Below are 22,554 nucleotides of genomic sequence, written 5' to 3' on the forward strand. Positions count from 1 at the left end.
CGCCAGGTGCGCCGCTGGACGCAAGGTACAGCACAACGATGCAGGGGCCGGGCATTGACCGAAAGGACAGATTAAAGGGTTATTCCTTAGCCTTTTCCGCACCTTGAACGAAATTGGTATGGGATATGCAAACGTTTGCGAGTCGCCGATACCGGCATTTTTGCAACCTGACAGCACACACCCGACAACCGGGCATTCGATCCACACGAAAAGGGACTTTTAATGCATCGCACGTCCAGCCGCGCGACTTGCTCGCGCACTTTTGCTGTTTCCATGTTGTTGGCCAGCGTTACGGGACTACTCAGCTGCAACGTTTTGGCGCAGTCCTCCACCGTCGATGAATCAGCACAGGGCGAAACCCTGAGTCCCGACATCAGCCCGGTGAAAAAAGGCGCGTACCTGTCCGACTGGTTCAACCAGGACCTGACCGTCATTGGCAGCAAGGACATCAGCTTCGGCCCGCGTCCGGCCGACGATGTGTACCTGGAGTACGAGTATTTCGGCCGCAAAGGACCGTTCGAGCTGTATGGCTACGTCGATATTCCGAAGATTTTCGACATTGGCAACAGCCATGACAAAGGCGCATGGGACCATGGCTCGCCGGTGTTTATGGAACACGAACCACGCATTTCCATCGACTACCTGACCGGCCGCAGCCTGGCCATCGGGCCGTTCAAGGAATGGTACGTCGCCTTCGACTGGATCTACGACCACGGCAGCAGCACCGCCAACCGCGCCAATACGCTCTACAGCGGCTTGGGCACCGACATCGACACCCACTCGCGGGTCAACCTGTCAGCCAACTTCTACGGGCGTTATCAGTGGGAAAACTACGGCGCCAGTAACGAGTATTCGTGGGATGGCTATCGCGCGCAGCTCAAATACATAGTGCCCATCAGCCGCTTCAGCAACGGTGCGTCGCTGACCTATATCGGCTTCACCAACTTCGATTTTGGCTCGGACCTGCATAAGGAAAACCCGGCCCGGACTGCCAACGCCACCGTTGCCACCAACGTATTGTTGTACTCGTTCACGCACGTGCGTTTCACCCTGGTCGGTCGTTACTTCCACAACGGCGGCAACTGGGAGGATGGCAGCGAGTTGAACTTCGGTGATGGCGACTTCCGAGCCCGCTCAAACGGCTGGGGTTACTACGCCGGGATCGGCTATCAGTTCTAAGTCTTGTTTGAATCTGGAGATTTTATGAAGGCAATCACCCGTCTTTCCCTCTCCGTAGGCCTGGCCTGCGGCACGCTGCTCGCTTGCACTGCCTGGGCGGCTGAAGCACCGGTCACGCCCAAAGTGATGCTGATCACCATGTTCGCCCCCGAAGCTCAGCATTGGATCGATCGCCTGCAACTCAAACAGGAAATTCGTGTACCGGGGCTGTCCGCCGAGTATCCGAACATTCGCTGTAACACTCAGCAGGTGTGCCTGATGGTCACCGGCATGGGCCAGACCAACGCGGCGGCTTCAACCCTGGCCTTGGCCCTGTCGCCGAAATTCGATCTGCGCAAAAGCTATTTCCTGATCGCTGGCATTGCCGGCATCAGCCCCAAACACGGCACCATTGGCACCGCCGCCTGGGCGCACTATCTGGTGGAGTTCGGCACCCAGTGGGAGATCGATTCCCGGGACGTGCCGAAAGACTGGCCCACCGGTTACCTCGGCATCAACACCCAAGGCCCGAACGAAAAACCGCCGCTGGACTACAAGACCGAAGTCTTCGAACTCAACCCGAAGTTGCAGGCCAAGGCTTTCGCCCTCAGTCACAGCGTCCGGTTGAGCGAGAGCAAAGAGTCGGCAAACTGGCGTTTGAAGTACCCCTCTGCCGTGGCCAACCAGCCGCCGGTGGTCACCCGGTGCGACACCGTGGCGGGTAATACCTGGTTTTCCGGGACGCGCCTGAGTGAACGCGCCGAAGTCTGGACCCGACTTTTAACCGATAACAAAGGTGAATACTGCACGACCCAACAGGAAGACAACTCCACCTATGAGGCGCTGTTGCGGGCCAGCCGTGAAGGGTTGGTGGATATACAGCGCCTGGCGGTGCTGCGTGCCGGTTCCGACTTTGACCAACCGGCGCCTGGGCAGAGCGAAGTAGACAACCTGCTCAAATACGCCGACCAGGGTGGTTTTGTGCCGGCGCTAGAAAACCTGTACCGCACCGCAAATCCATTGGTGCAGGACATTTTGCAGAACTGGTCGGCGTGGGAGAACGGTGTTCCCCATACGTGATCTGAGCTGCAAACCTGTGGGCGCGAGCACGCTCGCGCCGCTGTCGATGGGGGTTACGGCAACAGAATCACTTTGTCGCTCGCCCCTTGATTCACCTCGGCATAGCGCGCCGGCCCCTCGACCAACGGCGACTCAACCAGCCCTTTGGGTAACGGCAACCGCTCTTGATCGAAGAACGTGCCAAATTGATCGAGCATCGCGGCACATGCCTGGACGCCATACAGCAACGAATTGATCCCCACCACCGAACCGCCCTTGCGGTACAAGCCCAGTGCCGGCAATTGCACGAAGCCGTCCACCGGCGCGGCGATGATCGCGATGCGACCGAACGGCGCTAACGCCGCCACCGAGGCCGGCAACCAGAAACCGGTGGTATCGAAGATCACCTCGGCGCCGCCGGTCAATACCGCGTTCACCTGAGCGCCCAAGTCCTCGGGTTTATCCAGTTGCAGGGTCGGATACCCCTGAGCCTGCAAAGCCTTGACCTGCTGGGGTCGCCGCGCCGCCGCCAGCAACTGCGCACCACGGACTTTCGCCAGCGCCAGCGCCGCATTGGCCACCGCCCCGCCACCGATCACCAACAATCGAGTCCCGGCCTTCACCACGCTGCGCTCCAGCGCATCCCACGCGGTGGTGTAAGGAACGCCGAGGCTGGCCGCTTGGGCAAAGCTGAGGTGAGTGGGTTTCAGCGCGACACCATTGGCTGGCAGCTTGACGAATTGCGCGTGGGCTCCGTCAGCGAAAAAGCCCAGTTCGCGGCCTGTGCCCCAGACGGCCTGACCAAGTAACGCCTGCGGCCCTTCAACCACCACACCGGCGAAATCCCGCCCGGGAATCCGTGGCAACGTGGTGTAGGGAAAACGCCCCAACACATTCTTCACGTCGCTGGGGTTGAGCCCCGCCGCCTTGATCTGAACCAGCACTTCGCCGGTGCCAGCCACCGGGGTGGGTACGTCAACGTAACGCAGGGCCGCGAGGTCGCCGGTTTGGTCAAATTGCAGTGCTTTCATGGGCGCGTCCATTAAGTCGATCAATAGGGTTCAGGAGATCCAGCCGGCGAGCAACTGCCGACCCATAGGCCATAACTTCTCGCCGGCCAGCATACCCAACAGCCCCGCCAGCGCGATGGCAGGCGGTGCCGGGGAACGAAAGTCGAGGGCGCCATAGAGCAAGCCGACGCCCAGACCGATGCCCAGCGAAATGAGGTAATTCATGGCGGACTCCAGAGAAGGAATGCACAGAGTCTAGGGGGCCGCGACGCACGCCATCGGCCAAGTGCTTCTGAATTTCGGCCAAAAAACCCGCCGGAACGCTTTAGTCGGCGTGTTGGCTCAGCGAAAACTGTGACGGCGCGACACCGAGCGCCCGCCGAAACATATCGCTGAAACTGCTGGGGGAGTAGCCCAGTTCCCGAGCGATGGCACTGACCGGCACGCCCTGAATCAACGCTGCCACCGCCGTGGCCAACTGCACCTGCCGCCGCCATTCGGCAAACCCCATGCCCAGGCCATCCTTGAACAAGCGCGCCAGGGTGCGCACGCTGGCACCCGCGTTTTCAGCGTGCTGTTCGAAAGCGATGGCCAAGGACGGCGCGGCCATGACCGCCTGACACAGGGTCATCAGGCGCCGGTCGGAATCGTCCGGCAGGGGGATTTTCAGTAACGATCGTTTGGCTCGCCTAAGCGCCAACAGCGTCAGGCTAACCAAAGCCTCGTAATACGCGCCATCACCCGCGTCGCCCTGCGCTACCAGCCCGACGATCAGTTCGCGCAGCAACCCGCCTACTTCGATCACTTGCACCGTGGCGTCGAGTGTTACCGCCAAGGCTGGTCGCAAGTAGATGTTGCGCATCTGTAAGTCCGACACCACGCGAATCCCATGCGGCACGCCTGGCGGTAGCCAGACCGCCCGTTGGGGTGGGACGACCAGCGCTTCATGCGGTGTCTCAACCCACATCACGCCGCTCATCGCGTACAGCAATTGGCCCCAGACATGCTCATGAGGCTCGATGTACAGCCCACGCGAATAGGTGCGCGCGAGCGGCTGCACGAGCACATCGGTATCACTGAGGTCAGGGGGCGCAGCCAGTGCCATGGGCCAGGATCGTTGAGGTTTTCAGGGCTTGCATGGTAACCAGCCACGGGACCTGTCGCCACTGGCGCGCACCGTCCGACAATCCAACTGAATTTTCCGTGCGCCCAGCGATCCTTTTATTACCACAGGGAGGAATACGGGCTTTATGAACAACGCAAAACTCTTCGTCATTGAATACACCCTTCATGGCGCCCCCAAGTCTTTCATCATCCGCCTGGACAAAATGGATAACGCGGAAGCTTGGCATTGGGCCAGTTGCGATGCCGGAGTGGGACGAATTCCGCGCTTTGGCCGTGAGAAGGTGCAAAAAACCAGCAAGCCACTGGCTGAAAAATTCGGCGTCGAAAATGTCAAATGGCGACCGACGAGTTGAAGGCAACACTGAAAACGAAAAGTGGAGCCTCGAAGGCTCCACTTTTTAGTTGGGATGAACGGTCAACCATGGGCACATTTACAACCGTTGCTGGTGCAGGCTTCGCCGTGTTCGTGATGCTTGGCGCAGCCTTCACAGCAGTAGTGTTTGCCGTGGCGCGCAATCGGATGTTCGCCCAGTTTGCATGAGCATTTAGGGCAGTCGCAGGTACGTTCAGTCATTGGTCTGACTCCATTTTTGTGGTCGTCCGGTGCTGCAACTGCGCACCGTTCTTCCAGTGTAGGAGCCTTTTTCAGTCACGCCTGACGAGTGCTGCTGCGATACATGAACACCAGCGCCAAGGCCAGGCACACCATCGCCAGTATCCGACTTGCGGACAATTCAATGGCGGGGTTGCCCAACCAGCCGAAGTTGTCGATCAACATGCCCATGCCCAATTGCCCGACGATCACCGCAACCGTCGCCACCGCCGTGCCAACCCGTGGCACCGCGCCCACCATGACCATCATGTAGACGACGCCGAACAACGCACCGCTGAGCTGCCATTTCGGCACATCCAGCAGGCTGACGGCATGCGCCGGCTCAAAAAACAGGATCAACAGTGCCGTGACCACCGCACCGACAGCGAAGGTCAGCAAACTGCTGCGCAACACGCCGACGGTTTCCCCAAGGCGCCCGTTGATCGCAGCCTGGATGCTCAGTACCGCACCGGCAGCCACGACCACCGCCAACAAAATAATCAGACTCATCATCAACCCCGAGCAATCAGAACAAGTGCCGCGACAATCAGCAGCAAGGCTAGCCAACGTTCACCGTTGACCTTTTTACGGGTGGCGCCGAACCAGCCGAAGTGGTCGATCAACACGCTCTTGCCAACCTGCCCGGACAGGATCGCAATCATGGTCATCGCGATACCGATATGGGGCGTCGCCAAGGTCAGCACCACCACGTAAATCGGTCCGAGAAAGCCACCGATCAACTGCCAGCGCGGTAACGTGCTGAGGGCGGGCCCTTGCTGCGGACCGCTGAACAGCAGTAGCAAAAACAGAATCGCCGAACCCACGCCAAAAATGCTCAAGGTCGCCCACAAGTGCCCGACTTGAACCCCGAGCGGACCGAGCAAGCCGGCCTCCACGGAAAGGCCCATGCCCGCCAGAATCACCAGCGGTAGCAGTAACAAGCGCAGCCCCGGTTTACTGGAAGGTGTTGCGACAACGCCAACGTCGTCGATTGAAGAAGACTGCATACAGAAAACCCATCCAAGGAAACAATGGCGGGCATTATCGGCTGGCGATCCTTTGCGATAAATGGGAGCATCCGGACAACACTTTTGCGTAATACGCACAGCAGGATTAACCATGCACGGGCTTAACGAACTGGGATTCAAGGCACTTCGGCTCTTCGTTGCAGTGCTCGACCACGGCAGTTTTTCAGAAGTCGCACGCCGCGAAGGCCTGGCACCCTCTTCGATTTCACGGCAAATCCAATTAATGGAACAGGCACTGAACCAGCAATTGCTCTACCGCCATACCCGCGCGGTGACACCCACGGAAGCCGGACGGATGCTCGGGCATCATGCGCGGCTGGTGCTGGCGCAACTTGAAGAAGCTGAACAAGCTTTGCAGGAACAGCAAAGCGAGCCCAGCGGCCTGGTGCGGATTAATGCCCCGGTAGTGTTTGGTCAACGGCATCTGACGCCGTGGCTGGGGGCACTGTGCGAGCGCTACCCGAAACTGCAATTGGATATCCAGCAGACAGACAGCTATGTCGATCCCTTGCAGGAGGGCGCCGACCTGTTATTTCGCATCGGCGCGCTGCACGATTCGAGCATGCAGGCGCGCATTCTGGCACCGCACCGCTTTCAGGTCGCAGCGAGCCCGGCCTATCTGAAACGCCACGGCAGCCCGCAACACCCTCAGGACCTGGCGGCGCACCAGTGCCTGGTCTACAAGGGCGTGGCCGGTCAGCAACGCTGGTTCTTTCGTCGCGACCAGCAAGACTGGACGCCCTACACGGTCAAGGGGCCGATCACCGGCAACCACGCCGACACCCTGACCCAGGCCGCCGAGCAAGGGCTGGGGTTGGTGATGTTTCCGTCCTGGCTGATTGGCGAAGCGGTGCGCGCAGGCACGCTGGTGCCGGTGCTGGGCGACTACCAAGTATCCAACAGCCTGGAACCGCAGCAAATTGCGGTGCTGTGGCCTGGCAGTCGGCGCCTGTCAGTGAAGGTGCGCACGGTCATCGACTTCTTTATCGAACGCTTTGGGACTGTGCCGTATTGGGACCGGCCCTGACAGCACACAGTCCCTGCGGACTCAGATACGGAACTGCCCCACCAGTTTGCCGAGGCGCTGACCGAGGTCGGCCAAACTGCGCGAGGTCTGGGCGCCGAGTTGAGTTTCGTCGGCCACGTTGTCCACGGCCACGGCAATCTGATGCACGCTGCGGTTGATCTCTTCAGCCACGGCGGTTTGCTCTTCGGCAGCACTGGCGATCTGGGCGTTCATCGAGTTGATGGTGCCGATCAGTTGGGCCATGGTGTCCAGTGACGCACCCGCTTCGTTGGCCTGGACCGAGGTGCCGTCGCCGGCCTCACTGGAGCGGCGCATGGCTTCGACTGCCGACTGAGTGCCAGCCTGCAAACGGTCAATCATGCTCTGGATTTCCTGGGTACTGACCTGCGTGCGACTGGCCAGCGCTCGCACTTCGTCCGCCACCACCGCAAACCCTCTCCCCGCCTCGCCGGCACGGGCCGCCTCAATGGCGGCGTTGAGGGCCAGCAGGTTGGTCTGCTCAGCAATCGAGCGGATCACGCCCAACACGCTGACAATCGACGACACGTCTTTTTGCAAGTTATCGAGGGAGACGCCGCTGCTGCGAATGTCATTCACCAGCGCATGAATCTTGACGATGCTACCCGCCACCACACGTTTGGCGGCCTGGCCCTCTTCGTCGGTCTGCTGGGCAGCAACCGCCGCGTTCTGCGCACTTTTCGCGACTTCCTGAGCAGCGGCCGACATTTCGTTGATCGCCGTGGCCACCTGATCGGTCTCGTGACGCTGGCGTTCCATGGCCTGCTCGGAGCGCTGGGCCTGCTCGGACACCTGATTCACCAGACCGGTCAGTTGCGAGGTCATTTCGGTGATCTGACGCACCAGTCCGTGGATTTTGTCGACAAAGCGGTTGAAGGAGCCAGCCAGTTGACCGAGTTCGTCCTGGCTGGTGATGTTCAGGCGGCGAGTCAAATCGCCTTCGCCGGCCGCGATGTCGTCCAGGTTGGCTTTCATCAGGTTCAGCGGACGCAAAATGGCGTTGGCCAGCAACATCCCGACGGCCGCGATCACCAGCAACACCACCACAGCGATCCCGACGATGCTCAGCACCACGCCTTCCATACGCTCGGTGACCTTGGCCTGAACCAGCGCGACTTGGGCTTCGATACCGTCCAGGTTGACCGAAGTGCCCACCGCCATGTCCCACTTGGGCAGGTATTCGGTGTAACCCAGTTTGGGCACCAACACCTGCGTGTTACCGGGCAGCGGTGAACTGTATTGCAGGTAGTGAGTGCCGTCCTTGGCGACCTTCACCAGGTCGCGGTTGACGTAGACGCCGTTCGGGTCACGGTTGTCCTTAAAGCTCTGGCCCACGCCGTCAGGACTGTTGGCCTTGAACAGGCGCACGGTGTTGGAGTCGTAGCCGAAGAAGTAGCCGTCCTTGCCGTAGTTGATGCTCGACAGCAACTTAACCACCTGAGCCCGCGCGACGTCGTCGCCCGGCGCGGCTGCGTCATAGAGCGGTTTGATCGCAGTCATGGCCACGGCGACGTAGCTTTGTAGCGTCGCTTTGGCGTCGTTGAGCAGGCTCTGGCGGGTTTCCTCGACCTCCTTGCGGGCCTGATCCTGCAAAATGAACAATGTGGTCAGGCTGATCACTACGGCAAAGAGCAACACCGGGAGAACGGCAAGGGACAGAACTTTAGCCTTCAGGCTCATGCGCATGACGGTTCACTCTTTTAGTTTTTTTGGCGTGGTTAAAGGCTGTAACGGCACGCCGAAGCAAAAGTTGAATCGTCGTCCCCGCTGTGGCCGCGAGCCTACTCACGCTAGCGGTGGCGCCACCAATATTGATGAAGGTCAGGCCGCCATCGCGAATGGGCTCGCTGCACCTGTTGATCCTGGGCATTCAGGAAGACGGGGTTACAACACCATCGCGCCGACCCAGCCAAACACCAACAGGGGCAGGTTGTAATGCAGGAAGGTCGGCACCACCGTGTCCCAGATGTGGTGATGCTGACCGTCAATGTTCAGGCCCGAGGTCGGGCCGAGAGTCGAGTCCGAGGCCGGTGATCCGCTATCGCCCAGCGCGCCCGCAGTGCCCACGATGCACACAATGGCCATCGGGCTGAAACCCAGTTGCACGCACAGCGGCACAAAGATCGCCGCCAAAATCGGCACCGTAGAAAACGATGAACCAATGCCGATGGTGACCATCAATCCCACCAGCAGCATCAGCAACGCGCCAATCGCCTTGCTGTGATCAATCCACGCTGCCGCACTTTCGACCAGCGTGCGCACCTGCCCGGTCGCTTTAAGCACTTCGGCGAAGCCTGAAGCCGCAATCATGATGAAACCGATCATCGCCATCATTTTCATGCCCTCGGTGAACAGGTCGTCGGTTTCATGCCACTTCACCACCCCCGATACCGAGAAAATCAGAAACCCCGCCAACGCACCAATGATCATCGAGTCCAGCCACAATTGGATGATAAACGCAGCGGCAATGGCCACACCGGCAATGCCCAGGGTCATCGGGTTGTAGGCGACGCTAACCTGTTCTACCTGCTCAATCTTCGCCAGGTCGTAGACACGTTTTTTGCGGTAGCTGAACAACACGGCCACCAATAAACCGACGACCATGCCCATCGCGGGAATCGCCATGGCGTGCATGACGTTGATCTGACTGATGTCCACTCCGCTTTTGCTGACGTTGGCCAACAGAATCTGGTTCAGAAAAATATTGCCGAACCCCACCGGGAACACCATGTAGGGCGTGATCAGGCCGAAGGTCATGACGCAAGCAATGAGGCGGCGGTCCAGTTGCAGTTTGGTCAGCACATAGAGAAGCGGTGGCACCAGCAACGGGATAAAAGCGATATGTATCGGCAAGATATTTTGGGAAGCGATCGCCACCACCCACAGCAAACCAATCAGCAGCCACTTGACCTGACGCCCCCCACTGGCGTGCTGGCGATCGACCATCAGTAGAGCCTTGTCTGCCAGGGCATGGGCCAGACCGGACTTGGCGATGGCCACGGCGAAGGCACCGAGCAACGCATAAGACAATGCCACCGTTGCCCCATTGCCAAGGCCGCTGTTGAAGGCCTTAAGCGTCGCATCAATGCCCAGGCCTGCGGTCAGGCCACCCACCAGCGCGCCAATAATCAGCGCGATTACCACATGCACCCGGGACAGGCTTAGCACCAGCATGACGCCGACGGCGGCAATTACAGCATTGATCATCGTGACCTCAAGGCAAACGAAATGAGTCCGGCCGGCAGTCTGCATGAGCCGCCAGCGGATAAAGGAATGGGTTTTATTAGAGGGCGCGCACTTTGCCGCACAGGGGCTCCGGTGTCAAAGCGCAGAGCCTTCGACGCGGTGTAACGGGATGTGATGTTTAAGCCGCACGGCTTATTTGAAGGGCGGTATCAAGAAAGCAGATTCGCCGCCGCTACAGTGCAAAGTCTCAGATATTTATCGAATAAAAGGACGCTTTCATGCCACTCAGACACCTTTCCATTCAATGGAAAATCACCCTGCTGGCCGGGCTATGCCTGGCCGGCATCGTGACCCTGCTGGTCGGTCTTTCGCTGTATCGAATGCAGCAAAGCTCCGAGTTAGTGAAAGCCTCGAGCATGGAGATGCTCAACGATGCGGCGCAAGCACGGATTGAGTCCCAGGGTGAAGTCCAGGCTCTGGGCATTCGCCAGCAGTTCATGGACGCTTATCAATACGGTCACGGTTTTTCGCGCCAGGTGCTGTTCCTGCGCGACCAGGCCGAAAAACGCTTTCTGGATGCCTTTGACCTGCGTGAGGATTTGACCCGTCAAGTCAAGTCAGCACTGCAAGCCAACCCGCAACTGCTCGGATTGTCGCTGGTGTTCGAAGCCAACGCGCTGGACGGCAAGGACGAACTGTTCGCCGGCCAGGCCGAGCTGGGCAGCAACGACAAGGGCCGCTTCGCCCTGTACTGGTCGCAGCCGACTGCGGGCAAGCTGACCTCAATGTCGCTACCGGAGAGTGACATCGCCGACACCCGCTCCGGACCCAGCGGCGAGGCGGCTAACGCCTGGTTCACCTGCCCGCGCGCCACGCTCAAGCCCTGCGTGATCGAACCTTACTTCTATGTAATCGACGGCCAGAACGTGCTGATGACCAGCATCGTGTTCCCGCTGATGGTCAACGGTAAAGTCATCGCGTCGCTGTCGGTCGACATCAACCTCAACAGCCTGCAAGCGGTCAGTCAGGACGCGAGCAAAAAGCTCTACGACGGCCAGACCAGTGTCAGCATTCTCAGCCCCGTCGGTTTACTGGCTGGCTACAGCCCGGATGCGAGCAAGCTCAGCCAGCGCCTGGACGCCGTTGATAAAACCAGCGGCGCCGAGTTGATCCGCCTACTCTCCGAAAGCAACAAAACCCAGAGCCTGCGCAACAACCAGCAACTGAAAGTGCTATCGCCATTCCAGCCAATTCCGGGTGGCAAGTCCTGGGGCGTGTTGCTCGATGTGCCGGAGAACGTCCTCGTAGGGCCGGCCGAAACGCTGAAAAAGCAGTTGGATGAAAGCAACAGCGCCGGCACCCTGACCGAACTCGGCCTGGGGGTTCTGGCGGCGTTGATCGGTTTGTTGCTGGTGTGGCTGATGGCCCGTAGCGTGACCCATCCGATCCTCGGCGTAGCGCGGATGCTAGAGGACATTGCCAGCGGCGAAGGTGACCTGACACGGCGCCTGGCCTATGCCAAGCAGGATGAACTGGGCCAGTTGGCGGGTTGGTTCAACCGCTTCCTCGACAAACTGCAACCGATCATCGCTGAGGTCAAACGCTCGGTGCAGGATGCCCGCAGTACAGCCGATCAATCGTCCGCCATCGCCACCCAGACCAGCGCTGGCATGGAGCAGCAGTACCGTCAGGTGGATCAAGTGGCCACCGCGTCTCACGAGATGAGCGCCACCGCCCAGGACGTCGCCCGGAGCGCCGCCCAGGCAGCCCAAGCTGCGCGGGAGGCCGATCAGGCGACTCGTCAGGGATTGACCGTGATCGACCGTACCACCACCAGCATTGGCAACCTCGCCGCGGACATGAGCGCGGCCATGCTGCAAGTTGAAGGCTTGGCAGCCAACAGCGAGAAAATCGGATCAGTGCTGGAAGTGATTCGCGCCATCGCCGAGCAGACCAATTTGCTGGCCCTCAACGCCGCCATCGAGGCCGCTCGGGCCGGTGAAGCCGGGCGCGGGTTTGCCGTGGTGGCCGATGAGGTGCGCAACCTGGCACGCCGCACGCAAGAGTCCGTCGAGGAAACCCGCGTAGTGATCGAACAGCTACAGAGCGGGACTCAAGAGGTCGTCGGGTCGATGAACAGCAGTCATCGCCAGGCCCAGGGCAGCGTCGAGCAAGTTGGCCAGGCGGTGACCGCGCTGCGCCAGATTGGCGACGCGGTAACGGTGATCAGCGACATGAACCTGCAAATCGCCAGCGCGGCGGAACAACAGAGCGCGGTGGCGGAAGAGATCAACAGCAACGTGGCAACCATTCGCGACGTCACCGAGTCGCTGTCCGAGCAGGCCAATGAATCGGCGCGGGTCAGTCAGTCACTCAACAGCCTGGCGAATCAGCAGCAACGTTTGATGGACCAGTTCCGCGTCTAACGCGAAGGCTGCCTCCACCGAAAATCAAAATGGGCGCGCGGCCTGCTCGCGAAACGCTGATCTGTCAGCGTTTCGCAAGCTTGATGACAACTTTCAAGCCGCCCCACTCGCTCTCCTGCAACGTCAACACCCCGCCCCAGGTGTCGACGATGTCGCGCACAATACCCAGCCCCAAACCATGCCCATGCGTCTGTTCATCCAGCCGCGCGCCACGGCTGAACACAAGATCGCGCTGGTCTTGTGGAATGCCCGGACCGTCATCCTCCACACTTAACTCAAAACTTTCCGCGGTTTCGATCACGCTCAACCGAACCTCGGCATCGGCCCACTTGCAGGCGTTGTCCAAAAGATTGCCCAGCAGTTCAAGCAGGTCTTCGCGATCCCATGGCAGTTGCAAACCAGCAGGTGCGTGAGCGCTGAGTTCAAGGTGTTCGCCATGAATCATGTTCAACGTCGCCAGTAACCCCGGCAGTTCGGCGGCGCAATCAAACAATGCCCCCGGCAGCGCATCGCCGGATAAACGGGCACGGTTGAGTTCGCGATTGAGTCGCTGCTGCACCTGATCGAGCTGCTGCTCAATGCTATTGCGCAATTGTGGGTGGGCGTCGAGTTTTTCGCTGGACGCCAGGCTGAGCAACACCGCCAACGGCGTCTTCAGTGCATGACCCAGGTTCCCCAATGCATTGCGCGAACGCTTGAGACTGTCTTCAGTGTGAGCCAACAAATGGTTGATTTGAGCCACCAAGGGCTCCAGTTCAACCGGCACCTGATCGTCAAGCAGTGACCGCTGGCCCTGTTGCAGTTGCGCGATTTGCTCACGGGCCTTTTCCAGTGGCCGCAAGGCCCGGCGCACAGTGAACCGTTGCAGCAGGAGGATCAGCAGCAACCCCGCCAGCCCCAAGCCCAGCCCGACTTGCCGCATGCGCTGAAAACTTTCGTGTACCGGGGTGTAATCCTGCGCGACGCTGATGGACATTGACTGACCCAGCCTCCGGTAGTCCGAACGCAACACCAGCAACTGCTGCCCCTCCGGCCCCAGTTGCAGGTTGCTGTGCAAACCCGGGCTGTCCATCAGCGGCAGTTCCTGATCCCACAGCGAGCGAGAGCGCCAGTGGCTGTCGACAAAGTCGATGCGGAAGTAGTGCCCTGAAAACGGTCGTTGATAGGCCGGTGCCAGGTGCCGCTCATCCAGTTGCAAGCCTTGAGGACCGCGCACCAGTGCCGCCAACAGGTTTTCGCTGTCGTTGCGCAGACCGGCTTCGAAGTAACGCTGCAAACCCATTTCGAACAGCCACAGACTGGTCTGCGCCAGCACCACGCCGACGATCAGTAACACGCTGATCAGGCCCAGGCTCAAACGGCGCTGGATCGACCTCACTGCGTTTGCCCACCAAACAGATAACCCTGGCCACGACGGGTTTCGATCACGCTGCGTCCGAGTTTACGGCGCAGGTGATTGACGTGGACTTCCAGGACGTTGGAGTCGCGCTCGGTTTCACCGTCGTAGAGGTGTTCGGCGAGGTGGGTTTTGGAAAGGATCTGCTCGGGATGCAGCATGAAATAGCGCAACAGCCGGAACTCGGCGGCAGTCAGCTGGATATCGGCCCCCTCGCGGACCACGCATTGACGACCTTCATCCAAATGCAGGCCGGCCGCCTTCAGGGTGGGCTGATTGGCCTGGCCGTGGGAACGGCGCAATAAGCCCTGAACCCGCAGGTGCAACTCTTCGGGATGAAAGGGTTTGGTCAGGTAATCATCGGCACCGGCCTTGAGGCCTTCGATCCGCTCGGCCCAGGAATCACGAGCAGTGAGAATCAGCACCGGCGTCGCCAAACCGCTCGCCCGCCACTGGGTCAGCACCTCCAGCCCCGGCAAACCCGGCAGGCCGAGGTCGAGGATGATCAGGTCATAGGGTTCGCTGCTGCCCTGATACACCGCGTCTCGGCCATCAGCCAGCCAGTCCACGGCATAGCCCTGTCGGTTGAGGCCAGCCATCAGTTCATCAGCCAGGGGTACGTGGTCTTCCACCAAGAGCAAACGCATCGGTCAATCTTCCTTGTCTTTCAGTAAGCGGCCCGTGGCGGCTTCGATATCCAGCTCACGGACGACCCCTTCGGCGGTCAGCAACTCGACTTCATAAATGTACACGTTGTGTTTTTCTTCAAGTTCGGCCTCCAGCAGTTTGGACCCTGGATAACGGTCCAGCGTCTGCTGCAACAGCTGCTCCAGCGGCAGAATCACCCCTTGCTGACGCAGGCGCAGGGCTTCGTCCTGATCCAGGTCACGCGCCATGCTCACCGAGCAAAAAGTCAGCAGCACCAGCGCCAGGTGGCTGCCGGCGCGCCGATTTAAAAAAGAAAGCACCTTCATTACATATCCTGATGATTCTTGAGAACCTGCCCACTGACAGCATCCAGCTCCACGTCCCACTCAATGCCCTTAGGATCAATCAACTCCACCTGATAGAGGTACTTGCCGTACTGTTCTTCCAGATTGGTTTCATTGACCTGGGCACCGGGATGTTTGGCCAATGCAAGGGCTGTGAGTTTCTCCAAAGTGACGATGGTACCAGCGTCGAGTAACCTGCGTGTCTCATCGGCACCCAGGCTGCGAGCCTGAGCGAAGCTGGCCATGCCGATGACGAACGCAGTGAACAAGACCCTCAGGGGTTTCATGCGGGGGTTCCCTCTTATTTTTATGCCATGCGGGCGAAGGCATCTTAGCCGCATGAACTTAATTGAAACTGAATGGCCATCATTGGCACTGCCCACCGTTTGCCCGAGATCGAGACCGGTATGAGCGCTATCCACATCAAGTTCCCGTCCCTGACCCTCAAGGCCGGGCCACGGGCCTTCACCCGTATCCGTGAGCACGGTTTGAGTGCCGCCGACGTCGGCACTGTGCCGGGTGCCGCCGGCGGACCCAAAGCCTTGGGGATTCAGGGGCTGGACCTGGCGCTGTTTGGCGAGTGGCTGCCGGCAGCGCCACGAGAGCGCTCGCTGATTGGTGCGTCAGTGGGCTCTTGGCGCTTCGCCAGTGCCTGCCTGCCGGAGGCGGCCGAAGGCATTCGGCGCCTCGGCCATCTGTATAACGAGCAGCACTTCGCCAAAGGCGTGACCATGGCGCAGATCAGCCAAAGCTCGCGGCGTATGCTCGACGAACTGCTCGACGGCCGCGATGCCGCGGTCCTGAACAATGCGCATTACCGGCTGAACATCATGGTGGTCAAGAGCCACGGCCTGCTCGCCGACGATCATCGCGGGCGACTAGGACTGGGCCTGTCGTCGGTGATTGCCGACAACCTGCGAAGTCGTGCGCGGCTGTCACGGCACTTTGAACGGCTGATCATCCACGACCCGCGCCGGGCGCCACCGGTCAATGCGCTCAACGACTTCCCGTCGCGTTTCGTCGCGCTCAATGCCGGCAACTTGCGTCAAGCCCTGCTGGCATCGGGCTCGATCCCAATGGTCATGGAAGGCGTGCGCGACCTGCCGGGAGCCGGCGCAGGAACCTTCCGCGACGGCGGTCTGCTGGACTATCACCTGGACCTGCCCTACAGCGGCAACGACATCGTGCTCTACCCGCATTTCACCGACCGAGTGATTCCCGGCTGGTTCGACAAGGCGTTGCCGTGGCGTCGCGCCAGTACCGAGCGTTTGCAGGATGTGTTGCTGCTGGCGCCGTCGAAGGAATATCTGGCACGCCTGCCCTACGGCAAACTGCCCGACCGTAACGACTTCAAGCGTTTCATGGGCGATGCCCCGAGCCGGCAAAAATACTGGCGCGCGGCGATGGATGAAAGCCGTCGATTGGGCGACGAATTCCTCGAAATGGCTGCCAGCGGTCGTCTTGGCGAACGCTTGCTGACCCTTTAGTCAGTGTTTTCCCGCATCACCAAACGCAAGCTGTTAAACTCGCCGACTGCCCACATCGCTGCGGCGATCGCCACCTGACAGAGCTCAAACTACTGTGGAAATTTTCAAAGAATTCACCTTCGAATCCGCCCACCGTCTGCCGCACGTACCGGACGGCCACAAGTGCGGACGCCTGCACGGTCACTCGTTCAAAGTAGCGATTCACCTCAGCGGCGACCTCGACCCGCACACGGGCTGGATCCGCGATTTTTCTGAGATCAAGGCGATTTTCAAGCCGCTCTACGAGCGACTGGACCACAACTACCTCAACGACATTCCTGGCCTCGAAAACCCGACCAGCGAAGTGCTGGCCAAGTGGATCTGGACCGAGTTGAAGCCGCTACTGCCGGAGCTGAGTGCGATTCGCATCCATGAGACCTGCACCAGCGGTTGCATCTATCGCGGCGAGTAAATCCTGGCTGTTAAAAAAACCACCGACGTCGGTGGTTTTTTTATGCCCGGTAAAACGCCACTTTCTGTGAGTCACTTTGCTGTTGAACCTGCGCCCGCGCTAACGTATGAGTGACTGACCGGCGTACCCGGTGCCCGTATCGCCGATGCTCCCCTACAAAATCTCTAAAAGGATTTGCCTGATGCACATCATCAACGCCCGCCTGCGCAACCAAGAAGGCCTGCATGAGTTGCACCTGGAAAACGGCCTGATCCGCAGCATTGCTCGACAAACCGAAGCACCACGCCTGGGCCCTGACGACCTGGACGCTGGCGGCAATCTGGTCGTGCCGCCCTTTGTCGAGCCACACATTCACCTCGACGCCACGCTCACCGCCGGCGAGCCGCGCTGGAACATGAGCGGTACGTTGTTCGAAGGCATCGAATGCTGGGGCGAGCGCAAAGCAACCATCACCCAGGAGGACACCAAAGCCCGGGCCAAAAAAACCATCCAGACCCTGGCCGCCCACGGCATCCAGCATGTGCGCACGCACATTGATGTGACCGACCCGCAATTGACGGCGCTCAAGGCCATGCTCGAAGTGCGCGAGGAAAGCCGTCACCTGATTGACCTGCAAATCGTGGCCTTTCCCCAGGAGGGGATCGAGTCGTACCGCAATGGTCGGGCGCTGATGGAAGAAGCGATTCGCATGGGTGCGGATGTGGTCGGCGGTATTCCGCATTTCGAGTACACCCGTGATCAAGGCGTCAGTTCGGTGAAGTTCCTGATGGACCTGGCTGAGCGCACCGGTTGCCTGGTTGACGTCCATTGCGATGAAACCGATGACCCGCACTCGCGTTTCCTCGAAGTGCTGGCCGAGGAGGCACGCAGCCGCGACATGGGCTCGCGGGTTACGGCCAGCCACACCACAGCGATGGGCTCTTATGACAATGCCTACTGCGCAAAACTGTTTCGCCTGCTCGGGCATTCGGGGATCAGCTTTGTATCGTGCCCCACCGAAAGCATCCACCTGCAAGGGCGCTTCGATAATTTCCCCAAACGCCGGGGCGTGACGCGGGTCAATGAATTGTTGGAGGCCGGCATGAACGTGTGCTTTGGCCAGGACTCAATCGTTGATCCGTGGTACCCGCTGGGCAACGGCAACATCCTGCGGGTACTTGAGGCCGGTCTGCACATTTGCCATATGCTCGGTTACCGCAACCTGCAAAGTGCCCTCGACTTGGTCACCGACAACAGCGCCAAGGCCATGAACCTTGGGCAGCGTTACGGGCTGGAGCCGGGACGTCCGGCGAATTTGCTGATTCTGTCGGCGGACAGTGATTACGAAGTGATTCGCAGCCAGGGCTTGCCGTTGTATTCGATTCGCGGTGGCAAGGTGTTGATGAAGCGGCAAATGCCAGTAGTGGAATTTATGGGTGACTCGATCTGAGACGCCTCATTGATTGAGCGGACGTCATCGCGGCTTATCCGCGATGACGGCCTGCAACTCAGTCGATCAGCCGCGCTGTCCCAAACAGTCTCACCCGGCTCAACTCACCCAGCTCTTCTTCCAGCAAAATCGGTGCTGTCCCACCGGGCATTACCACGCTCACTGCCCCGGCGCTCACCCAGCCCATTCGCCACGCCGCACAAGCCACCGCACTGGCGCTGGTGCCGGACGAGGCTGTCGGCCCTTCCCCGCGCTCGAACACCCGCGCCACGATCCGGCCTTCAGCATCAAGCATCGCCCATTGCAGATTCACCCCCGCGGCACAGGGCCGCCCGGCGCCGCTCGGCGGGGCATAAGCGATGCGCATCAATCCTTCGAACAATCCGGGTTCGAGCATCTGCTCATTACTCGGCAGCGCATCGGCGTCTGTTAACAACGTCACACAATGGGGATTACCGATCCGCACGAACTGGCTCTGGTTCCAGGCTCGCGCAAGCGCCGACAGCAGCGGTAGATGACTGGTCTCACGTCCGTTGCACATCACGTGCTCAACCCCTGATGCGCCCACCGCTTGCGGCCCGAACAAGGGTTTCCCCAAGTCCAGCCAGAAACCGCTCACGCCCTCGACCTCGGCCGTTTTCACGGACGTTTCCACCGGTGAAACCGCATCGCGCTTGTCGTGATGCACCCTAAGCACACTGGTTTGCGCACTTGGCAGCAGGCCTTGCTCACTGAGCGCTTGAGAAAAAATCGTCAAGCCATTGCCACTGCGCTCGGCGAGGGTGCCGTCAGTGTTGACGATCAGCAGGTCAAACGGCGTGGCCGCTTGAAATGGCCCCACGAGCAATCCATCACAACGGTGGTCTTTACTGCCGGGCGGCCGCGCGCCGGGCGTCCAGCCACAGCATGCCGTAACGGCCGCCAACGCCCAAGTCTCGCGCCTAAGCGCGGCCTGGCTGGCCTGCTCAGGCACATCGAAACCGCCAGCACGCAAGGCTTCGGGCGTCACAACTGCATAAATATTGCCCCGGGCATCGTAGAACGCGGTCATGGTTCGGTCCTGAAGTCCGTCACAAAGAGACCGTACTTTAGGGGGTGACGAGAAAAATCACACCTGCGAAAAACCGGGTCAAGGCCAACGCCGGGCCGTGACGCAAGATTGTGCCAGTCAGATGTGCAAGGATGTCAGCCTGCCTGAACGCGAGCCCTCGCAGAGGCTGATCGAACCCTTGGCGGTGAGTCAGGTCCTTTGGGTACACGACGTTTTTTTGCCAAGGAATGATATGACTCAACTCAACAACCAAGCCTCATTTGTTCCAGGGCGTCTGGAACAGATGTCCACCCGCATCGCCTTTTTCATCGCCGGTTTCGGGATTGCCGCGTGGGCACCGCTAGTACCCTACGCCAAAGCCCGTGCCGGGCTGGATGAAGGCACCCTCGGTTTGCTGCTGTTGTGTCTCGGCGTGGGGTCGATTCTGGCGATGCCGGTCGCCGGGATTCTAGCCACTCGTTTTGGTTGTCGCCGAGTAGTGAGCGCCGGCGTATTGCTGATCTGCATGGCCTTGCCGATGTTGGCGACGGTGTCCTCGATTCCGGCGTTGATCGTTGCGCTGTTTATGTTTGGCGCGGGGCTGGGCACCGTGGATTCGACGGTAAACCTGCAAGCGGTAATCGTTGAGCGGGCCAGCGGCAAGACCATGATGTCGGGGTTCCATGGGCTGTTCAGCCTGGGTGGGATCGTCGGCGCGGCAGGTGTCAGCGCCTTGCTCGGGCTGGGGGTTTCGCCATTGGGAGCGATGCTGGTGGTGATCGTGTTGCTGGTGCTGGCCTTACTCAAAGCTGGGCCGCACCTGTTGCCTTACGGGAGTGAACGCTCTGGCCCAGCCTTTGCCGTGCCCCACGGCATCGTGCTGTTTATCGGCGTGATGTGTTTCATCGTATTCCTCACTGAAGGCGCGGTACTCGACTGGAGCGCGGTATTCCTCGCATCCGAGCGTGGCATCGACACCGCGTATGCAGGGCTGGGTTATGCAGCGTTCGCCCTGACCATGACCGTGGGACGTTTGACCGGCGATGCCATTGTCCGGCGCCTGGGCGCCACCAAGGTCATCGTATTCGGTGGACTGACCGCCGCGGTGGGTCTGTCAGTCGCCACATTTGCACCGACCTGGGAAGCCGCACTGGTGGGGTATGCACTGGTGGGGGTGGGCTGTTCGAACATTGTGCCGGTGCTGTACACCGCCGTCGGCAAGCAGAAAGTCATGCCCGAGAGCATCGCCGTACCGGCCATTACCACACTGGGCTACGCCGGAATTCTTGCAGGGCCGGCCGTGATTGGTTTCGTGGCCCATGGCAGTAGCTTGAGCTTTGCCTTCGGATTGATGGCGATGTTACTGGTGGCGGTGGCCATCGGCGGCAAGGTGTTGAAAGTCTGAAAGGCATGGCGGGCAACGTCGCTCGCCCAGCACGGATTCTTAGTTAAAACGGGGTGGCGGTGACGGCAGAGCGCCCTGGTTCAAATGGGCCGTCGTCACGCAGACTTAGGCCCTGAAAACCGAGTCTGAAGCAGCGCCACCCAAGACCCGGCGCGTCCCCCCCCTTTTCATCAGGGACGCGCGCGCATCAGCCATCGGGCGTCATGCCGAGCCGGCCAGAGGTCGTATTACGTGCGGCTGCGCAGCCATTGCAGGAAACCTTTTTTTGGCGCCGCATGCGGTAGGTCCTGAGTCAGTGCGTGAGCTGTGTTCAGGCGAAAATCCAACAAGGCTTTCATTGCCTCGTTGATGTCATGGCGAGCGTCCAGGCACGGTTTGAGGTATTCCTTCTCAACGCGGTAAAGCGCGCACCGGGTCTTGGCTGAAAAGTCCGCCGGCACCGACTCGTCGGAGAGAATCCCGGCTTCACCGATCACCTCCCCAGGCCCCATGCGCCCGGCCTCGAACTTGCTGCCCGCGCGGGTCAGGGCCACCGACACCACGCCGGACTCAATGATGAACAGGTGATCGCTGACCTCCCCACTTGCCAGAATCACGTCCCCGGCACGGAAGGTTTGTAGCGTCATGTTCTGGCTGAAGGTTTCTTTCTCTTCCTGGCGCAGGGTGGAGAAGATGCTCGAACTATCGAGCAGTGCCCATGCCCGCGACAGCTTCGCCGGCACGTTAGGCTCAACACTCGACAACAGGCTCACACCAGACGCCTGAAGGTGCCGGTAGGCCAGGTCAAACAATTGATTACGGACCATGCGTTTTTGGTCCATGGACACCACGAACCCACTGATTTCGTACTCCACGCCACTGCTGCTGGACGTTTTCAGGGCCACACTCGGCGCCGGCTTGTTCAGCAAAAAGTGACAGCCTTGCACGGCTCGCTCCAGCGCTTCTATAACCGTGTGCGGTCGGGCATGAGGGCTCAACTGCAGGCTGATGGAGACCCCGAAAATATCTCTGGGCCGACTGAAATTGATGATCTTGGACTTGGCCGCCAGCGAGTTAGGAATGACCGCCAGGCTGCCTTGCGCCGTCTGCATGCGCGTGGCGCGCCAATCGATGTCAGTCACCCGACCTTCGGTGCCGTCAATCGAGATCCAGTCATCGATTTGATAGGGTTTAGTGGTGTTGAGCACGATGCCGGAGAACACATCACTGAGGGTGCTTTGCAGTGCCAGACCGACAATGATCGCCACCGCGCCCGAGGTGGCGAGCACGCCCTTGACCGGCAGGTCGAGCACATAAGCCATGGCGGCGATGATCGCAATCAGGAAAATCACCGCACCCAGCACATCCTGCAACAAGCGCCCGGTGTGCCCGACCCGCTGCATCATGACCGCGCCGATCAACACCGTCAGGGTTCGCGCGCCGAACAGCCACCAACCGATCTGCAAACCGGTCGCGGCCAGGTGCAACGGCACGTTGTCGGCCCAGGGCGGCGGCTCCATCGGGTTCAAGCCCTCGTTGAACAGCAAGACACTGAATAACGAGAAAATCACCAGGCGCACGCCCAATTTCCATTGGCGGCGGCTGGAACCGATCAAACGCCACAAGCCGATATCGATCAGAACCAGGGCCAACGCGCAGAGCAGCGGGTGATCGGTGAACAATGACAGCATCAAGCAACTCCAGCGAAGACCAATCAAGCGAAGATCTCACAGATTGGCCGCGGTGTTACAGCGTT

The 22,554-nt window shown here is 60.1% G+C and carries 23 protein-coding genes and 2 pseudogenes; 10 read left to right on the top strand and 15 right to left on the bottom strand.

Annotation, left to right across the window (positions count from 1 at the left end; translation table 11 throughout):
- Window positions 1-222: 222 nt before the first annotated feature.
- On the top strand, window positions 223-1,179 hold the full coding sequence (locus tag RHM68_RS16350; RefSeq protein WP_322216596.1) for a nucleoside-specific channel-forming protein Tsx: 957 nt from the start codon (window positions 223-225) through the stop codon (window positions 1,177-1,179).
- 24 nt (window positions 1,180-1,203) lie between these two features.
- On the top strand, window positions 1,204-2,238 hold the full coding sequence (locus RHM68_RS16355) for a purine nucleoside permease (protein WP_322216599.1): 1,035 nt from the start codon (window positions 1,204-1,206) through the stop codon (window positions 2,236-2,238).
- Window positions 2,239-2,291: 53 nt separating this feature from the next.
- On the opposite strand, the gene RHM68_RS16360 is transcribed toward RHM68_RS16355, so the two are convergent.
- The 3 genes from RHM68_RS16360 to RHM68_RS16370 form a co-directional block, all read right to left on the bottom strand.
- On the bottom strand, window positions 2,292-3,248 hold the full coding sequence (locus RHM68_RS16360; RefSeq protein ID WP_322216602.1) for a zinc-binding alcohol dehydrogenase family protein: 957 nt from the start codon (window positions 3,246-3,248) through the stop codon (window positions 2,292-2,294).
- Window positions 3,249-3,278: 30 nt separating this feature from the next.
- Entirely contained in the window at window positions 3,279-3,452 is a 174-nt protein-coding gene (locus RHM68_RS16365; protein ID WP_322216604.1) for a DUF1427 family protein, read from the bottom strand.
- A gap of 100 nt (window positions 3,453-3,552) precedes the next feature.
- Window positions 3,553-4,332, bottom strand: coding sequence for a helix-turn-helix transcriptional regulator (locus RHM68_RS16370; protein ID WP_322216607.1), 780 nt, complete (start codon window positions 4,330-4,332; stop codon window positions 3,553-3,555).
- Between the two features lie 145 nt (window positions 4,333-4,477).
- Here RHM68_RS16370 and RHM68_RS16375 point away from each other — a divergent pair, with 145 nt between their 5' ends.
- Complete coding sequence (locus RHM68_RS16375) at window positions 4,478-4,705, top strand: DUF6555 family protein (protein WP_322216610.1); 228 nt, start codon at window positions 4,478-4,480, stop codon at window positions 4,703-4,705.
- A 62-nt stretch (window positions 4,706-4,767) separates the two neighbouring features.
- On the opposite strand, the gene RHM68_RS16380 is transcribed toward RHM68_RS16375, so the two are convergent.
- From RHM68_RS16380 to RHM68_RS16390, 3 genes are all read right to left on the bottom strand, one after another.
- The gene (locus RHM68_RS16380) at window positions 4,768-4,926 is read right to left on the bottom strand and encodes a metallothionein (protein WP_322216611.1); all 159 of its coding nucleotides are present in this window, start codon (window positions 4,924-4,926) and stop codon (window positions 4,768-4,770) included.
- A 75-nt stretch (window positions 4,927-5,001) separates the two neighbouring features.
- Window positions 5,002-5,457 (bottom strand): DMT family transporter, encoded by a 456-nt coding sequence (locus RHM68_RS16385; RefSeq protein ID WP_322216613.1) that lies wholly within the window; start codon window positions 5,455-5,457, stop codon window positions 5,002-5,004.
- Window positions 5,457-5,951: a DMT family transporter gene (locus RHM68_RS16390; RefSeq protein WP_322216615.1), complete on the bottom strand. Its 495-nt coding sequence runs from the start codon at window positions 5,949-5,951 to the stop codon at window positions 5,457-5,459. Before RHM68_RS16390 ends, RHM68_RS16385 begins: the two co-directional genes overlap by 1 nt.
- 112 nt (window positions 5,952-6,063) lie before the next feature.
- On the opposite strand from RHM68_RS16390, the gene RHM68_RS16395 reads away from it, so the two are divergent.
- Window positions 6,064-6,999 (top strand): LysR family transcriptional regulator, encoded by a 936-nt coding sequence (locus RHM68_RS16395; protein WP_322216618.1) that lies wholly within the window; start codon window positions 6,064-6,066, stop codon window positions 6,997-6,999.
- A gap of 21 nt (window positions 7,000-7,020) precedes the next feature.
- Here RHM68_RS16395 and RHM68_RS26750 read toward each other — a convergent pair whose 3' ends face one another.
- The 3 genes and pseudogenes from RHM68_RS26750 to RHM68_RS16405 all read right to left on the bottom strand — a co-directional run bounded on the left by RHM68_RS26750 (window position 7,021) and on the right by RHM68_RS16405 (window position 10,221).
- Window positions 7,021-7,842, bottom strand: coding sequence for a methyl-accepting chemotaxis protein (locus RHM68_RS26750; RefSeq protein WP_416195247.1), 822 nt, complete (start codon window positions 7,840-7,842; stop codon window positions 7,021-7,023).
- An 84-nt stretch (window positions 7,843-7,926) separates the two neighbouring features.
- Window positions 7,927-8,703 (bottom strand): annotated as a pseudogene (locus RHM68_RS26755) (cache domain-containing protein); the annotation flags it as partial.
- Between the two features lie 198 nt (window positions 8,704-8,901).
- Window positions 8,902-10,221, bottom strand: coding sequence for a Na+/H+ antiporter family protein (locus tag RHM68_RS16405; protein WP_322223819.1), 1,320 nt, complete (start codon window positions 10,219-10,221; stop codon window positions 8,902-8,904).
- Between the two features lie 1,403 nt (window positions 10,222-11,624).
- On the opposite strand from RHM68_RS16405, the pseudogene RHM68_RS26760 reads away from it, so the two are divergent.
- Window positions 11,625-11,771: pseudogene (locus RHM68_RS26760) on the top strand (HAMP domain-containing protein); the annotation flags it as partial.
- 102 nt (window positions 11,772-11,873) lie between these two features.
- On the top strand, window positions 11,874-12,629 hold the full coding sequence (locus RHM68_RS26765; RefSeq protein WP_416195248.1) for a methyl-accepting chemotaxis protein: 756 nt from the start codon (window positions 11,874-11,876) through the stop codon (window positions 12,627-12,629).
- A gap of 64 nt (window positions 12,630-12,693) precedes the next feature.
- Here RHM68_RS26765 and RHM68_RS16415 read toward each other — a convergent pair whose 3' ends face one another.
- From RHM68_RS16415 to RHM68_RS16430, 4 genes are read right to left on the bottom strand one after another with little or no spacing between them, the layout of a single operon-like run.
- Complete coding sequence (locus tag RHM68_RS16415) at window positions 12,694-14,007, bottom strand: sensor histidine kinase (RefSeq protein WP_322216625.1); 1,314 nt, start codon at window positions 14,005-14,007, stop codon at window positions 12,694-12,696.
- A complete protein-coding gene (locus RHM68_RS16420; protein ID WP_322216627.1) occupies window positions 14,004-14,672 on the bottom strand; it encodes a response regulator transcription factor in 669 nt (222 codons plus the stop codon). Before RHM68_RS16420 ends, RHM68_RS16415 begins: the two co-directional genes overlap by 4 nt.
- 3 nt (window positions 14,673-14,675) lie before the next feature.
- Window positions 14,676-14,999, bottom strand: a complete 324-nt coding sequence (locus tag RHM68_RS16425; protein WP_322216629.1) for a PepSY domain-containing protein — start codon at window positions 14,997-14,999, stop codon at window positions 14,676-14,678.
- The gene (locus RHM68_RS16430; protein WP_322216631.1) at window positions 14,999-15,304 is read right to left on the bottom strand and encodes a PepSY domain-containing protein; all 306 of its coding nucleotides are present in this window, start codon (window positions 15,302-15,304) and stop codon (window positions 14,999-15,001) included. Before RHM68_RS16430 ends, RHM68_RS16425 begins: the two co-directional genes overlap by 1 nt.
- Before the next feature lie 120 nt (window positions 15,305-15,424).
- Here RHM68_RS16430 and RHM68_RS16435 point away from each other — a divergent pair, with 120 nt between their 5' ends.
- The 3 genes from RHM68_RS16435 (at window position 15,425) to codA (ending at window position 18,384) form a co-directional block, all read left to right on the top strand.
- On the top strand, window positions 15,425-16,504 hold the full coding sequence (locus RHM68_RS16435) for a patatin-like phospholipase family protein (RefSeq protein ID WP_322223821.1): 1,080 nt from the start codon (window positions 15,425-15,427) through the stop codon (window positions 16,502-16,504).
- A 94-nt stretch (window positions 16,505-16,598) separates the two neighbouring features.
- The gene (queD, locus tag RHM68_RS16440; RefSeq protein WP_017736453.1) at window positions 16,599-16,955 is read left to right on the top strand and encodes a 6-carboxytetrahydropterin synthase QueD; all 357 of its coding nucleotides are present in this window, start codon (window positions 16,599-16,601) and stop codon (window positions 16,953-16,955) included.
- A gap of 181 nt (window positions 16,956-17,136) precedes the next feature.
- On the top strand, window positions 17,137-18,384 hold the full coding sequence (gene codA, locus RHM68_RS16445) for a cytosine deaminase (RefSeq protein WP_322216641.1): 1,248 nt from the start codon (window positions 17,137-17,139) through the stop codon (window positions 18,382-18,384).
- A gap of 58 nt (window positions 18,385-18,442) precedes the next feature.
- Here the strand turns inward: codA and RHM68_RS16450 are convergent, their stop codons facing one another.
- Window positions 18,443-19,435: a diaminopimelate epimerase gene (locus tag RHM68_RS16450; protein ID WP_322216643.1), complete on the bottom strand. Its 993-nt coding sequence runs from the start codon at window positions 19,433-19,435 to the stop codon at window positions 18,443-18,445.
- A gap of 232 nt (window positions 19,436-19,667) precedes the next feature.
- Here RHM68_RS16450 and RHM68_RS16455 point away from each other — a divergent pair, with 232 nt between their 5' ends.
- Window positions 19,668-20,819, top strand: a complete 1,152-nt coding sequence (locus tag RHM68_RS16455) for an MFS transporter (protein WP_322216645.1) — start codon at window positions 19,668-19,670, stop codon at window positions 20,817-20,819.
- Between the two features lie 227 nt (window positions 20,820-21,046).
- On the opposite strand, the gene RHM68_RS16460 is transcribed toward RHM68_RS16455, so the two are convergent.
- Window positions 21,047-22,489: a mechanosensitive ion channel family protein gene (locus RHM68_RS16460; RefSeq protein WP_322216648.1), complete on the bottom strand. Its 1,443-nt coding sequence runs from the start codon at window positions 22,487-22,489 to the stop codon at window positions 21,047-21,049.
- Window positions 22,490-22,554 lie beyond the last annotated feature (65 nt).

Source organism: Pseudomonas sp. DC1.2, from assembly GCF_034351645.1.
Classification (GTDB): Bacteria; Pseudomonadota; Gammaproteobacteria; order Pseudomonadales; family Pseudomonadaceae; genus Aquipseudomonas.